Origin of the sequence: Sulfitobacter mediterraneus (genome assembly GCF_016801775.1) — a bacterium.
Classification (GTDB): Bacteria; Pseudomonadota; Alphaproteobacteria; order Rhodobacterales; family Rhodobacteraceae; genus Sulfitobacter; species Sulfitobacter mediterraneus_A.
In genome coordinates, this window is record NZ_CP069004.1 from 391,998 (window position 1) to 405,491 (window position 13,494).

Annotated in this window: 11 protein-coding genes; 7 read left to right on the forward strand and 4 right to left on the reverse strand. The window is 58.7% G+C overall.

Features of this window, described 5'->3' with window-relative positions:
• Positions 1-37: 37 nt before the first annotated feature.
• The 5 genes from JNX03_RS01860 (at position 38) to JNX03_RS01880 (ending at position 2,530) form a co-directional block, all read left to right on the forward strand.
• Complete coding sequence (locus JNX03_RS01860) at positions 38-439, forward strand: hypothetical protein (protein ID WP_203210775.1); 402 nt, start codon at positions 38-40, stop codon at positions 437-439.
• Between the two features lie 14 nt (positions 440-453).
• Positions 454-870, forward strand: a complete 417-nt coding sequence (locus tag JNX03_RS01865; RefSeq protein WP_203240779.1) for a hypothetical protein — start codon at positions 454-456, stop codon at positions 868-870.
• Between the two features lie 96 nt (positions 871-966).
• The gene (locus JNX03_RS01870) at positions 967-1,566 is read left to right on the forward strand and encodes a superoxide dismutase (protein ID WP_203210777.1); all 600 of its coding nucleotides are present in this window, start codon (positions 967-969) and stop codon (positions 1,564-1,566) included.
• A 302-nt stretch (positions 1,567-1,868) separates the two neighbouring features.
• Positions 1,869-2,078 carry a hypothetical protein gene (locus JNX03_RS01875; protein ID WP_203210778.1) on the forward strand — a complete coding sequence of 70 codons (210 nt, stop codon included), beginning with the start codon at positions 1,869-1,871 and terminating at the stop codon, positions 2,076-2,078.
• Complete coding sequence (locus tag JNX03_RS01880; RefSeq protein ID WP_203210779.1) at positions 2,075-2,530, forward strand: host attachment family protein; 456 nt, start codon at positions 2,075-2,077, stop codon at positions 2,528-2,530. The genes JNX03_RS01875 and JNX03_RS01880 overlap by 4 nt, the downstream gene beginning before the upstream one ends.
• Before the next feature lie 314 nt (positions 2,531-2,844).
• Here JNX03_RS01880 and JNX03_RS01885 read toward each other — a convergent pair whose 3' ends face one another.
• Positions 2,845-3,396 carry a TIGR00730 family Rossman fold protein gene (locus tag JNX03_RS01885; RefSeq protein ID WP_203210780.1) on the reverse strand — a complete coding sequence of 184 codons (552 nt, stop codon included), beginning with the start codon at positions 3,394-3,396 and terminating at the stop codon, positions 2,845-2,847.
• 100 nt (positions 3,397-3,496) lie between these two features.
• On the opposite strand from JNX03_RS01885, the gene JNX03_RS01890 reads away from it, so the two are divergent.
• Positions 3,497-5,206, forward strand: coding sequence for a LysM peptidoglycan-binding domain-containing protein (locus JNX03_RS01890; RefSeq protein WP_203210781.1), 1,710 nt, complete (start codon positions 3,497-3,499; stop codon positions 5,204-5,206).
• A gap of 162 nt (positions 5,207-5,368) precedes the next feature.
• On the opposite strand, the gene rpiB is transcribed toward JNX03_RS01890, so the two are convergent.
• Positions 5,369-5,818: a ribose 5-phosphate isomerase B gene (rpiB, locus tag JNX03_RS01895; RefSeq protein WP_203210782.1), complete on the reverse strand. Its 450-nt coding sequence runs from the start codon at positions 5,816-5,818 to the stop codon at positions 5,369-5,371.
• 288 nt (positions 5,819-6,106) lie between these two features.
• Here rpiB and JNX03_RS01900 point away from each other — a divergent pair, with 288 nt between their 5' ends.
• On the forward strand, positions 6,107-7,963 hold the full coding sequence (locus JNX03_RS01900; RefSeq protein WP_203210783.1) for an ABCB family ABC transporter ATP-binding protein/permease: 1,857 nt from the start codon (positions 6,107-6,109) through the stop codon (positions 7,961-7,963).
• A gap of 256 nt (positions 7,964-8,219) precedes the next feature.
• Here JNX03_RS01900 and JNX03_RS01905 read toward each other — a convergent pair whose 3' ends face one another.
• Positions 8,220-12,074, reverse strand: coding sequence for an efflux RND transporter permease subunit (locus JNX03_RS01905; RefSeq protein ID WP_203210784.1), 3,855 nt, complete (start codon positions 12,072-12,074; stop codon positions 8,220-8,222).
• Complete coding sequence (locus tag JNX03_RS01910) at positions 12,071-13,318, reverse strand: efflux RND transporter periplasmic adaptor subunit (RefSeq protein ID WP_203210785.1); 1,248 nt, start codon at positions 13,316-13,318, stop codon at positions 12,071-12,073. Before JNX03_RS01910 ends, JNX03_RS01905 begins: the two co-directional genes overlap by 4 nt.
• Positions 13,319-13,494: the final 176 nt, after the last annotated feature.

Sequence of the window (13,494 nt, forward strand, 5' to 3'; positions counted from 1 at the left end):
ATATTCACACCTTGAAACACAACTGAAAGATGAATGAATGACTCGTTTTTTCCTTGCCGCCATGACGGCTCTCGCTTTGCCAATTGGCGCGATGGCTGAAGCCTACGATTGTGAAACCAAGCATTTTGGTAGTGGAGGCTGGGTGCCTGAGCGGATTATTCTTGCGTATGACACCGAGGCAAAGGTCGGATCGGCCTTTGATTCGATGATCAATCATCTTCACAAAGCGCCCATTCCAGTTGATTGGTCCGCACGCTCTGACACGTCTTTTACTTTCAAGTGGAAATTGCGAGGCCTCAAGGCGACAAACGGCGGCAAAGGCATCAACAGCTATCGCGTCACGCTATTCACATCTCTAAACAAGTTCACTTTGAGCGGGCAACGTCATGGTTATGACAATGTGATCAGTGCCTCGGGCACCTGCAAAAAGATCAAGTAGACTAGGATGATGTAATGAAGAATTTTTTGTTTTCTGTCGTTGCTATGTCTCTCCTTGCGAAAGCTGCGGCGGCATCCCCCGGTTATATGTATGACTGCGACCTGCAGGGTACCGATAAGGCCTATGGCTGGATCACGCCCAAAATGGCCTTTGTCGTTGAAGAACAAGGCGACGTGAAGGTTGTGGATGGGGTGGTGCTGCACTTCAACAACGCCCCACTTGAAACCAAAGTTCTGAGGAACGACGGCAAGCGGATGATCCTCAGATGGGTGGTGACAAACGCAAAAGCCGACAGCGGCCGCACCTTCAACAACTTTCGGTACCGCGCCTCTCTGAGCAAGAGTTCGGGCAAGGTCGAAGTCACTGCTATACCGGCCCATTATGACACCGGTGTGCGTGCGACAGGGGTTTGCAAGAAACGGACGAAATAACGCCTATAGCCTCCATTTGCACGACTGGACCTTGACGAATGCCCTTCAGGCACTCCATGTGATGCAGACGCAATTTCTAATCAGGAGGCCCACCTCATGGCTTTTTCACTTCCCGATCTTCCTTATGCACACGATGCTCTTGCCTCAAAGGGCATGAGCGCCGAAACCCTCGAATTTCATCACGATAAGCACCACAATGCTTATGTTGTGAACGGCAACAAAGCCATTGAGGGCACCGAATGGGAGGGCAAATCGCTCGAAGAGATCATCAAGGGCACCTATGATGCGGGTGCCGTTGCGCAGAATGGTATCTTCAACAACATCAGCCAGCTGTGGAACCACAACCAGTTCTGGGAAATGATGGGGCCGGATGGCAATGCGATGCCGGGCGAGCTTGAAAAAGCGATCAACGAAAGCTTTGGTTCTGTCGACAAGATGAAAGACGAATTCAAAGCGGCTGGCGCGGGTCAATTCGGCTCTGGCTGGGCATGGCTCGTCAAGGACACCGACGGTGGTTTGAAAGTGACCAAAACAGAAAATGGCGTGAACCCGCTGTGCTTTGGCCAGACTGCGCTGCTCGGCTGTGACGTATGGGAGCATTCCTACTACATCGATTTCCGCAATGCGCGTCCGGACTACCTGTCGAACTTCCTCGACAACCTTGTGAACTGGGAAAACGTGGCGTCGCGCCTGTAAGCCCTTTCTAAGTTATGCGCAGCGTGCCGCACGGCCGGCACGCTGCGCCCCTCTCGAGATTGGCTGTCGATGCACATCTGCATCCGCCAAGCCGCCGGCATCTTTACCTTTCCCGTCAACTAGACCCTTCAACAGGTCGGTCACCGCGAGGCGATCTTGCCTGACCTAAGCCGGGCGCCACCCGGCGAGTTCCGTCCATGATTTTGGCTTGAGAAACAGCGTTCAGACAGACCTCGCAATGGAACTACTCCGCCCCCCAAACGTTGATTTTCAGATGGAAATACAACAAACAGGAGGCCCCCATGGCAGAGCGACACCGCTCCAACGACGGCAGCAAAGACAGCGAAAAGATCCTCGGAGACACCACCCGGATCAGCCAGCAAGGCCGCTCCGGCGGAGATTTGCAACGGGATGTGGCGACGCAGGATGAGGAAAAACGCGCCAAGGAACGCCCCGCTGGCGCGACCCGCGTCACCGGCCAAGACAAACGCAACCATGGAGATGCAGCATGACCCAGATCGACAATGGCACTTGGGTTTTGATCGCAGATGGCGAAAAAGCCCTTTTTCTTGAAAACAAGACGGACGGCCAAGATCCTTTTCTCGAAGTTTTCCGCGAAGAGGAACAGGACAATCCACCCAACCGCGAGCAGGCCGCCAATCGGCCAGGACGGTTCAACGACGGACCTTCCGTGCATCGTTCAGCGGTTGATGATACGGATTGGCATGAACTGGCCAAGGACCGGTTTGCCCATGACCTTGCAGATATTCTCTACAAACAGGCGCACAAGGGCCGGTTCGACAAACTGGTGATCGTCGCGCCGCCAAACACGTTGGGAGAATTGCGGCAGGAATTGCATCAGGAGGTCACGCAAAAGGTGATCGGCGAAGTGCCCAAAACACTGACCAATCACCCGATTGACGAGATCGAAAAGATTGTGAGCACGGAGTTGGCCGCAGCCTAAGCTTGTGCAATCCGGTGGCGGGGCAGGGGCCTGGCGGCCGGAGACCGGTTTTGGCCCTAGCAGATGTGGCAAACGCGCCACATGATGCAATCTGTTCAGATCACTGATTTGAGCGGCTGTCGCAGGCCATTTTGGGAGGCGGCAGCCGCAGCGCGGTTCCGGCAAGTCCGTCGGCGCCGCTGCCCGGCTTTCCGGCCGAAACTTGGACTGGTGGCGCCTGACACTGGCTTTCCGGCCACTGAAAGTTGGTCGCCAATCCTCGGTCAGGCCGCCCGCCGCAGCATCCAAAAAGACCTGAGGAGATGCCCATTTCGTCAGGTCAAATCGTTTTGAATCTTATCCAATGCAATCGCAGCACTGTCGCAAATCGTGATATATCCAAGCACGCTGGCATCCGCGAAGCCGCGCGCCACGACATGCTCCAGAAGTGACATGAGCGGATCCCAGTAACCATTTGTATTTACAAGATAAACGGGTTTCTCATGCAGGCCCAGTTGCCGCCAGGTCAGCACCTCGAACAGCTCGTCCAATGACCCTGCACCGCCGGGCAAGACCGCCACGGCGTCACAGTTCATGAACATCACCTTTTTGCGTTCATGCATGGTTTCCGTCACCACGTAACTGGTCAAATCGGTCTTTCCGACCTCCCAGTCGACAAGGTGTTTGGGGATCACACCAAAGGTGGTTCCACCCGCCGATTGCGCGGCCCGTGCCACGCTTCCCATAAGCCCGACATCGCCCGCACCATAGACCAGCCGCAGGCCCGATTTGGCCAATCCGCGGCCCAAACCTTCGGCGTCTGCGGTATAGGCCGGATCGTCGCCGGGGCGCGATCCACAATAAACGCAAACTGATTTCTGTGCCATGTTGCCTCCTGAGCCAAAAAAAATGCAGCGCTTTGGGGGCGCGTTTTGACCCGTGTTAGACTGCTTGCTAGAAAGGCTCAACCTTGGGGGAACGAAAGTCATGAGCAAGTTTTTGGCCGGTCTGGGTGGCGCGTCAGGCGTCACGGTGGCGGGTGTTATCGGTGTGGTCATCGCGGGAGTGGTGGCATGGGTGCAGTTTGGCCGCGAGGACAGCGTCGCCGTGATACCCGCTGCACAGGTAGAGCCAGACCCCGCGCCGGTGGTGCAGGAGACCGAAACCGCAAGCGCGTCCAAGCCGGAAACCGCCTCCGAGCCTGAGGTAAACGTGGACGCGGAGACCCCAACCACAGCAGAGCCAGAAGCCGAAGCCGAAGCCCCCCCGGAAGATCCAGAGGTGGTCCAAGCCCCCCTGCCGCCAGCCTTTGACGAAGTGCGCCGCGAGGCGGACGGGATGACAGTGATCGCCGGACGCGCAGTGCCGGGTGCAGTTGTACAAATCCTTCAAGATGGCGTGCAGATTGCCAAAACCACGGCTGATGGGTCGGGCAAGTTTGCGGCCTTGATGATGATCCTGCCTGACGGAAAGCCGCATGCGTTGTCCTTGTTGCAGGTGATCGACGGGGCTGAGGTCTTGTCGGAGGGCGAGATCATTCTCGCGCCGCTGTCTGCACCTGTGGTGGTGGCAGAAGTCGAAGCGGACGCCGAAGCCGAAGTCGAAGCGGAAGCCAAAGCCGTAGCGGAAGCCAAAGCCGAAGCGGAAGCGCCAGAAACGGGAACCCAAGCAACAGCGCCACAAACCGTGGATGTGACAGCTGCGGCAGAGCCACCCGCCAAGGCAGGTGAGACGCCACAGACAGCGCAGATCGCAACGCCGGCAACGCCCGAGCCCACAGCGCAGGTAGCGTCAGAAAACGTGACCCAACCGGCGCCCCAAGTCGCGCAAGCGGGGGAAGAAAGCAGCGAAAGCGCCACGCCTTCGGCAGCGGTCCCGCAGGCGGTGCAGGAGGCTCCCACCGAAACAGCGGAACCGGCAAAAGGGGTCGCCGCAGCAGACGCTGAACCCACCGAAGCACCGAAGGTATCAGAAGCACCTGCCGCGTCAGCCCCCGCAACCGTCGCCACCGCAGAAACAACATCGGAAGAAACGGCTGAAGCTGCACCCGTAGCATCAGTTACTGTGCCAGAGCCGACTGAGACCAAAGTGGCAGAGGCTGCACCGACAGCCGAAGCAAAGGTCGAACCCAAGGCCGAGGAAACGCCTAAGGAAGAAGCCCCAGCGCAGGTGGCGGTGCTCAAATCCACCTCGGAAGGTGTTGAATTGCTCAACCCTGCCACGCCGGTGATCGACAATAGCGTCGCACTTGACACGATCAGCTATGCAGACAACGGCGACGTTTTGCTGTCGGGCCGGGCAAAGGGTGACACACGCAGCATCCGGGCTTATCTGGACAATGCTGCCATCGCCGATTTCCCGGTTGCCGATGACGGGCGTTGGGGCGGTACGGTGCAAGGCATCGCGGCGGGCATCTATACCCTTCGGGTTGACGGGCTTGCCCCATCCGGCAGCGTGACACACCGGCTTGAAACCCCCTTCAAACGTGAATCCCAGACGGTTCTGGCCGAGGCCACGCAAGACCTTGAAGGGCCGATCAAAGCGATCACGGTCCAGAAAGGTGCAACGCTTTGGGCCATTGCGCGGGACCGTTACGGTGACGGGTTGCTTTATGTGCGGGTGTTTGACGCCAATCGCGATGCGATCCGCGACCCTGATCTAATCTACCCCGGACAGGTGTTTGATCTGCCCGACTGATGGAAAAGGGGGCCAGCCCCCATCGCCGCTGCGCGGCGCTTCCCCCGGAGGTTTTTTGGCCAAATGAAGACAAGAGCGCCTTTTTCTTCATTTGGCCCTTAAACCTCTGGGGTCCGGGGCAAAGCCCCGGGTATCTGCTTCAGGCGCTGGCGAGAGTTGGTTCTAGGCCTCAAGAGCCTTGATCATGTCAACGCGGATCGCGTGGCGTCCGCCTTCAAACTCGGCGCTTAGGAAGGCGTCGACGATGCTCAACGCCAGCCCTTCGCCGATCACCCTTGCGCCCAAAGACAGAATGTTGGCGTCATTGTGCTGTCGGATCATCGCGGCCGAGAAGGTGTCAGAGCAGACGCCGCAGCGCACGCCTTTGACCTTGTTGGCCGCCATCATGATCCCTTGACCCGTGCCGCACAGGATGATCCCGAAGCGACAATCGCCCGATGCCACCTTTTGCGCGGCGGCTTCCCCATGATCGGGGTAATGAGTGCTTTCAGGTGTTGTTGGGCCGATATCCACGGCCTCCCACCCAAGCGATGTGATATGCGCGGCAATTGTTTGGCGCAGATCAATAGCCGAGTGGTCACTTGATAGCACGATGCGTTTTGTGGCGGTCATGGAAGGGGCGTCCCGTATTCAAGGCAGATTGGAATGTGCCGCCCTTGGACCACCTGTACATGGGTTTGTCAATTTTGATGGGCGCATTGAGCGCAAAGAGATCAGCCCTCCGTTGCCAGAGACCCATCCGGTTGCGGATATTGGGGTGGCACAAAAGGCCTTTGGCGAAAAGGGTCAGATCGGAAGAATTGTCCTGCAAGTGGGGTGATGAAAGCCGGAAAACACCGCAACCACTGGCAACTGCCGGATCAGCGGCCTATGTAACGGGGAACCCGAACTGGAACTCCTATGCCTTCTGATACTGCCCGCGTCGCGCCTGCCAAATCCGGCGATCCCAAAAAATTACTGAGTGATGCTGAACTGGCCGATCAGGCCGAACGCCAATCGGCGCTTTTGGTGCTGCGCAAGGTGGCGCCCTATTTGTGGCCGTCAAATATGCCGTGGGTCAAACACCGGGTGGTCTGGGCCATGGTGGCACTGGTCGTGTCCAAGTTGATCTCGGTGGCCACGCCATTGTTCTACAAAGGGGCAGTGGACAAGCTGGCGGGTGAAGGCGTGCCGATGCTGGCACTGGGGGCCATTGGTCTGACGGTGGCTTACGGCATGGCACGGCTTATGACCGTGGGCTTTCAACAGTTGCGCGATGCGATTTTTGCCCGCGTCGCCCAAAGGGCTTTGCGGATGCTGGCGCTAGAGACCTTCAACCATATTCACCGCCTGTCCATGCGCTACCATATCACCCGCAAGACCGGCGGCTTGTCCCGGATCATTGAGCGGGGCGTAAAGGGGGTCGAGTTCCTGCTCAGGTTCTTGCTGTTCTCCATCGGGCCGCTGATCCTTGAGCTGCTGTTGATCGGGGTGATCCTGACGATCCTGTTTGATGCGTGGTATCTGGCCATCGTCGCGGTCACCATCGGCCTTTATGTCTGGTTCACCTTTGCCGTGACAGAATGGCGGGTAAAGCTGCGACGCCAGATGAACGATCAGGACACCGATGCCAATCAAAAGGCCATCGACAGCCTGCTGAATTATGAAACCGTCAAATATTTCGGGGCCGAGGCGCGCGAGGCCGCCCGCTATGATGCGGCAATGGAAGGCTATGAGGTTGCCGCGATCAAGACCAACTATTCGCTGGCTTTCCTGAACTTTGGTCAATCCCTGATCATCACCTGCGGTCTGGTTGGCGTCATGGTGCTGGCCGCGGTTGGCGTGCAGAACGGCACATTGACGGTGGGCGATTTTGTCATGGTCAACGCCTATATGGTGCAGATCACCGTGCCGTTGAATTTCCTTGGCACGGTGTATCGCGAAATCCGTCAGGCCTTGGTGGACATGGGCCAGATGTTTGGCCTTTTGGAACAACCGGCCGAGATCAGGGACCGCGACGATGCCCCGGATCTCAAGGTCAATGGCGGTCAGGTCACATTGGAAAACGTGGTTTTTGGCTATGACCCGGACCGGACCATTCTCAGCGGCGTGACCATTGATGCCAAACCGGGGCAAACCGTTGCGATTGTCGGTTCTACCGGATCGGGCAAATCAACCATTGGGCGGCTGCTCTTCCGGTTTTATGACGTGCAATCCGGCGCGGTGAAAATCGACGGGCAGGACGTGCGGGATGTGACCCAGTTGAGCCTGCATCAGGCCATCGGGGTGGTGCCGCAGGACACGGTGCTGTTCAACGACACGATCCGCTACAACATTGCCTATGGCCGCGATGGGGCCAGCCAGGAAGAGGTCGAAGCGGCTGCAAAAGACGCGCAGATCCACGACTTTATTGTCGGCCTGCCCGATGGCTATGACACCACGGTGGGTGAGCGTGGCCTGAAACTGTCAGGCGGCGAGAAACAGAGGGTGGGCATTGCGCGGACCTTGTTGAAAGACCCGCCGATCCTGCTGCTGGATGAGGCGACCTCGGCGCTGGACAGCGAGACAGAGCATGAAATTCAGGACGCTTTGATGCGGGCCGGGCAGGGGCGCACGGTTCTGACCATCGCGCACCGGTTGAGCACGATTGCAGATGCCGATCTGATTGTGGTTCTGGAAAAGGGCAAGGTTGTTGAGCAAGGGCGGCACGACGCATTGCTGGAGCAGGATGGCCGCTATGCGCAGCTGTGGCATCGCCAGCAGGCCGAAGAGGGCTAATCGCCGTATCATTGCAGGCGAGTGTGCTTGTCGCGCGGGCGGGATTGAGTTTTTCTTGCCAAATGAAGCAGGGGCGTGGTGGTCCGCCGTGACTGCGGTGGTTGTTGCTCTGGGTCTGGACCCATTTATTCAGTTCTTGCGGCGGTGCCCGCGCTTGTTGCACTCACAAACGAAATCGCCCGCAGTGTTGCGCACTGCGGGCGATTTTGGTTTTGAGGCGGCTGTGAGGGCCGGAGCCCAGACGAAGGCGCGGTTGCTATTCCGCTGGTGTAGGCGCCGCGGCGGTGCTGTCATCCCAGATGATCTCATGGGTGTTCTTGCGCCGGGCGTCCCGTTGCAGCGACCAGTCTTGCGCGGCGCGGCTGGCCCGGCCCAGTGACATCTTGGCCAGCAGACGTGCCACCCAACGGATATAGGTCGTCGCCCAGACCCGGATGGCCAGCATTGACGGCGTGACAATCAGGGTCAGCACGGTTGCAATCCCAAGGCCAAAGACCACAGCCGTTGCCAGCTGTTTCCACCACAGCGCGGTTGGGCTGTCGATGGTATAGCCACCCTCGGCAAAGTTCAGGGAGAGCCCGAACATCATCGGTGCGAGGCCCGCCATTGTTGTGATCGTGGTCAGGAGCACCGGCCGGATCCGTGCCTGCGCGGTGCGGATGATCGCCTCAATCCGTGGCATGTAGCGTTCATATTCCTGGTAGGTGTCGATCAGGATGATGTTGTTGTTCACCACAATCCCCGCCAGCGCGACAATGCCGGTGCCGGTCATGATGATCGAGAAGGTTTGATCCATCACCAGCATTCCGATCAGCACGCCCGTGGTCGACAGAACCACCGCCAACAGCACCAGAACCGCATTATAGAACGAGTTGAACTGCGCCAGCAGGATGATGAACATCAGACCCAGCGCGGCGGTAAAGGCCGAGCTGAGGAAGGCCTGGCTTTCCGCCTGATCTTCCTGGTCTCCGGTCCATTCATAGGTCACGCCCAGGCCCAGCGGCTTGGTGTCCAGCCATTTGGTGATCTCGGCGATCCGTTCGTTGGGATTGATCGGAACCAGACGAAGTTCGCCCGCCGACAGTCCGGCTTGCAGATCCGTATCGCCCGCCGCCTCTGTACGGTCGGTGATCTTGTAGGCGATGCCATCGACGGTTCTGATATCCGCGTCATTGCCCGCGGGGCGCAGAGTGGCGAGGGTCACTGTCGCATCGGTCCGCTCGGTGCCGGTGGATTTGACCAGCTTCATCAGGCCGGGCGCCACGTCCGCCTTGACATCAAGATAGCGCTTTTGATCCACACGGTTGACCTCGGCCAGTTTTGGCACCGGCGTCCGGGTGATGAAATTGCTCAGCGGGATCAACCCATCAGCTGTGCGCACCTTAAGCGTGTCCAGCGTGCTGAGCACGCGGTCTTTTTCGGGCAGGCGCACGCGGATCTCGATCTCTTCGTCCGAGCTGTCGACCCGCATCGTGTCCAGCAACAAGCCGCGTGTAACCAATTGCACCATCGCGCCAACGGTCAGAACATCCGCGCCATAGCGGCCCGCTTTTTCCACATCCACATCGATTTTCCAGTCGATGCCGGGCAGGGGGCGGGTGTCTTCGATCAGGGTCAGGCCTGGGGTCTTTTCATATTGTTCCCGCGCCAGCGCCGCTGCTGCGATCAGGTCGGTATAGCTGTCGGACTTGAGCCTCAGATGCACGGGCTTGCCCGAAGCCGGGCCGCGGGCCTGTGCCAAAATTTCAACGCGGATGCCGGGAATATTCTCCAACTGTTCGGTCAGCTCTGCGATAATGACATCCCCGTCATAGGCCGGATCCTGCGTTTCACGGCGCACCTCGAAGCCGACGAAGGGCACCGTGAACAGGACAGAGCTGCGGTTCGGACGATCCTCCCACGGGATGGTTTCGAGCTGTACCTGCCCAATGCTGTCTTTGGGGGTGACGGCGCCGCCGGTGTTGCTGTCCAAGCCTCCTTCACCGGCAAAGGCAAAGGCTGTCTGGATGCCGGGATGCTGCAAAACGATCTCTTCGGCCTTTTGCAAAAGCGCATCCTTTTCATCGAGGCTCAGGTTGCCGCGGGCCAGCACATAAACGATGGCCTGCTCCGGCTCGGATTCCACAAAGAACTCAACCCCTTTGGAGTTGTTGGAAAAGTAGATCAGGACGGATCCGACAAAGACGAACACAATCCCCGCCATGGCCAACGGCATCACCGGATTGCCCGCAATAAAGGCGATCACCCGACCAAAACCGTTGCGGCGGTAGCCTGCGTTGATCTTGTCAGGGGGTTTGCGGAACAGTTTCGAGGTGACCCAGCGACCACCGCGCCCCAAACGGGTGAAAATGCCGAAGAACGACAGCAGCCCCATCATCGCGCCCGACAGCCCGACCGCCAGCAGCGCGGCCAGCACGACCACACAGAGGAACACAACAGCAAAGGTTGGCACCACAGAGCCAATCACATTCAGCGCGTCCATCTCGGCAAAGCGGGCAGAGATCACAGCAAAAAGCGGCGGCATGCCTGCCATTGGCAGCAAGATCATGGCCAGTGCAACAGGGAACAGCAGGATATGCAGATACCAGCGCAGACCGGCAATGGCCTCCATGTTGTTGGCCATCCAACGCTCAAGCCGGCCTGTGACCCCGCCCATCACGGGCAGATAGACCAAGGCCACCACCAGAGAGGCAGACAAAACAAAGATCAAGGTGACCGGCAACATACCCATGAATTCGCCCGGTACGCCGGGCCAGAACAGCATCGGCAGGAAGGCACAAAGCGTTGTCGCGGTGGAGCTGATGATCGGCCAGAACATCCGCTTGGCCGCATCCACATAGGCGTGCATCGGGCCGACGCCCTCCTGCTGACGGGCATCGGCGTATTCAACGACCACAATTGCGCCATCCACCAACATCCCGACCGCCAAAATCAGGCCGAACATCACGATGTTTGAGATCGAGATCCCCATCAGGGCCAAAAAGGCGAAACACAACAGGAACGAGGTGGGAATTGCAAAACCAACCAGCAACGCCGCGCGAATGCCAAGCGCTGCCAGAACCACGATCATCACCAGCGCCACGGCGGTAAAGACCGAGCCAAGAAGCTGTTGCACCATGCTGTCCACGATGCGGCTTTGGTCGTTGGAGGTGCCGACCGTCACTGCCGCCTGAAGGCCATCGGGCCATTCGGCGCTGCGTTCGGCCACGATTTCCTTAACCAGTTGCGCGGTGTCAATCAGGTTAAACCCTTTGCGCTTGACGACCTGAAGCGCCAGCGTCTTTTCGCCGTTAAAGCGGGCGGTGCCTTTGCGGTCTTCGAAGGTCAGGTTGATCTCGGCCAGATCCCCAAGGGTCACAACCCGGTCGCCGTTGGTCTTGACCGGCAGGGCGTAAACATCGCGGGGCTCGTCAAATGACGAGGGGATCTTGACCGCAAAGGAGCCTTGCTCGCTTTCGATTTCGCCTGCAGCAATCAATTGGTTGTTGTTCTTGACCACATTGATCAATTCGCCCGCCGTCACGTTGTAAGCCTCAAGGCGCAGAGGATCGATCAAGACCTCAAGCATCTCGTCGCGGTCACCCGCGAGACCGGCCTCCAGCACCGCATCCAGCGCCTCAAGATCGTCCTGAAGGTCGCGGGCCACGCGGGCCATGGTGCGTTCCGGCACGGGGCCGGTGAGGTTTACAATGATGATCGGAAACTCGGAAAAATTGATCTCGTTGATCGTGTATTTTTCAGCGCCTTCGGGAAAATTCGCCTCGGCCGTGGACATCGCATCGCGCACATCGGCCATGATCTTGGTCTTGTCCCAGCCAAATTCAAACTCCAGCGCCACACCGGCGTAGTTCTCCGCTGCGGTGCCTGACATCTTTTTCAGGCCATCGAGATCGGCCAGTTCGGTCTCCATCGGTTTGACCAGCAGTGTCTCACTGTCTGCGGCCGAAATGCCGGGGAAAGGGACCGATACAAAAAGAGCCGGGATTTCAATGTCCGGCTCACCCTCTTTGGGAAGTGTGGAATAGGAATACCCGCCCACCACGAGGCTGAGCAGGATAAAGGCCATCACCATTCGGGCACGGCCAGCGGCCCAATCGACGATACCGGTCATTGGCTCAACTCCTCCCAGGTCGGCGCAACGGTAACGCCTGCGGTGACGTATTCCTGACCGACCACAATGATATCCGCCTCAAGGGGCAGGCCCGTCACCCAGATGCCATCGGGCGTATCGCGCATGATCTCGACAGGGGCAAAGGCCACGACTGCTGCGTCATCAATCATCCGAACGCCCAAAGCGCCATCGTCATTCAGGGTCAAGGCCGATTGTGGAATGAGATGTGCTTTGACACCTGCAGAAGCGATGCCGATCTCGGCGGTTTGGCCATCCCGGATCGCCAGATCGCTGTTTGCAACGTCGATCTCTACACGGAAGGTGCGGGTTTGCGGATCGGCAGAGCGAGACAGGAACACCACCTCGCCAAAGACCTGTTTGCCGCCGGCGGCCAGTTGCGCACCGGCGCGGGCGCCAAGGCTGACGCGGTTCACTTCCGTTTCCGGAACAAAACCCACCAGCTTGATCGGATCAAGCTGGATGATCGTTGCGCAAAGGGCGCCGGGCTGCAGCAAGCTGCCCAGTTCTGCCGTGTCACTTTCCAGCAAACCGCCAAAGGGCGCGCGGATGGTCAGGCGTTCAATCTCTTTTTCGGCGCTTGCCACAGATGCTGTCGCCGCTTCGATGCTGGCCTTTGCGGAGGATAGGCCGGAGGTGGCAGAACTGACCGCCGCCTTGGCTGCCGCAACCGAGGCATCGGCAGAGGCCACACGGGTCTGCGAGGCGAAACCGTCCTGTATGAGGCGGGAGGCAGCGTTCTGGTTGATTTTGGCCTCTTCAAGCCGCGCTTGCGCTTCGTCTACGCGGGCCTCGGATTCGGGGACGCGGGACCGCGCCTCAGCCAGACGGGCGCGTGCCTCATCCAGTGCAGAGCCGCGCGTGCCGGGGTCCAGCACACAAAGCGCCTGACCTTCCTCAACGGTGGTGCCCTTGCGCAGCGGTGCAGAGGCTACAATGGCAGAGGTCTCAGATTTCACATCGACCTGCCGCGCGGCGGCGGTTTGGCCGCGCAGGATCACCGCGCTGTCCACTTGTTCCGCGATCACCTTGCGCACCAGAACCTTGACCAGTTTCTGTGTTGCGGCCTCTGCGGTGCCCGCTTCGCCGGTGGTCAATGTGCTGTCCTGCGCCGCCTCGGCGTCGCCGTTCATGCCCAAAAGGGCCATAAGCTGTGGGCGGGCCAAAATTGACATTGCCAGAATAACGGTCACGACCAAAGCGGCCAAAATGGAGAAAATGCGCATCTGAGTGCCTCGCAATAATTTGATGGACCAATCCCTTCAGGCCCGGCCATGGGCACTATTTAGGGTATGTTATCTAAACTGACTAGTTTAGGTGCGCATTTTTTTTATATTGAATCGATTGCAAGCCGGAAAATCAGGCAGATACAGAGCGGGCAAGGCCTTGGCTTGATGCGGTA

Bases quoted from the DNA above. Each gene is read 5' to 3' on its own strand.
- rpiB (WP_203210782.1), bottom strand. From the start codon at position 5,818: ATGACCGCCACAAAACGCATCGTGCTATCAAGTGACCACTCGGCTATT.
- JNX03_RS01890 (WP_203210781.1), top strand. From the start codon at position 3,497: ATGAGCAAGTTTTTGGCCGGTCTGGGTGGCGCGTCAGGCGTCACGGTG.
- JNX03_RS01885 (WP_203210780.1), bottom strand. From the start codon at position 3,396: ATGGCACAGAAATCAGTTTGCGTTTATTGTGGATCGCGCCCCGGCGAC.
- JNX03_RS01900 (WP_203210783.1), top strand. From the start codon at position 6,107: ATGCCTTCTGATACTGCCCGCGTCGCGCCTGCCAAATCCGGCGATCCC.
- JNX03_RS01860 (WP_203210775.1), top strand. From the start codon at position 38: ATGACTCGTTTTTTCCTTGCCGCCATGACGGCTCTCGCTTTGCCAATT.
- JNX03_RS01905 (WP_203210784.1), bottom strand. From the start codon at position 12,074: ATGACCGGTATCGTCGATTGGGCCGCTGGCCGTGCCCGAATGGTGATG.
- JNX03_RS01870 (WP_203210777.1), top strand. From the start codon at position 967: ATGGCTTTTTCACTTCCCGATCTTCCTTATGCACACGATGCTCTTGCC.
- JNX03_RS01875 (WP_203210778.1), top strand. From the start codon at position 1,869: ATGGCAGAGCGACACCGCTCCAACGACGGCAGCAAAGACAGCGAAAAG.
- JNX03_RS01865 (WP_203240779.1), top strand. From the start codon at position 454: ATGAAGAATTTTTTGTTTTCTGTCGTTGCTATGTCTCTCCTTGCGAAA.
- JNX03_RS01880 (WP_203210779.1), top strand. From the start codon at position 2,075: ATGACCCAGATCGACAATGGCACTTGGGTTTTGATCGCAGATGGCGAA.
- JNX03_RS01910 (WP_203210785.1), bottom strand. From the start codon at position 13,318: ATGCGCATTTTCTCCATTTTGGCCGCTTTGGTCGTGACCGTTATTCTG.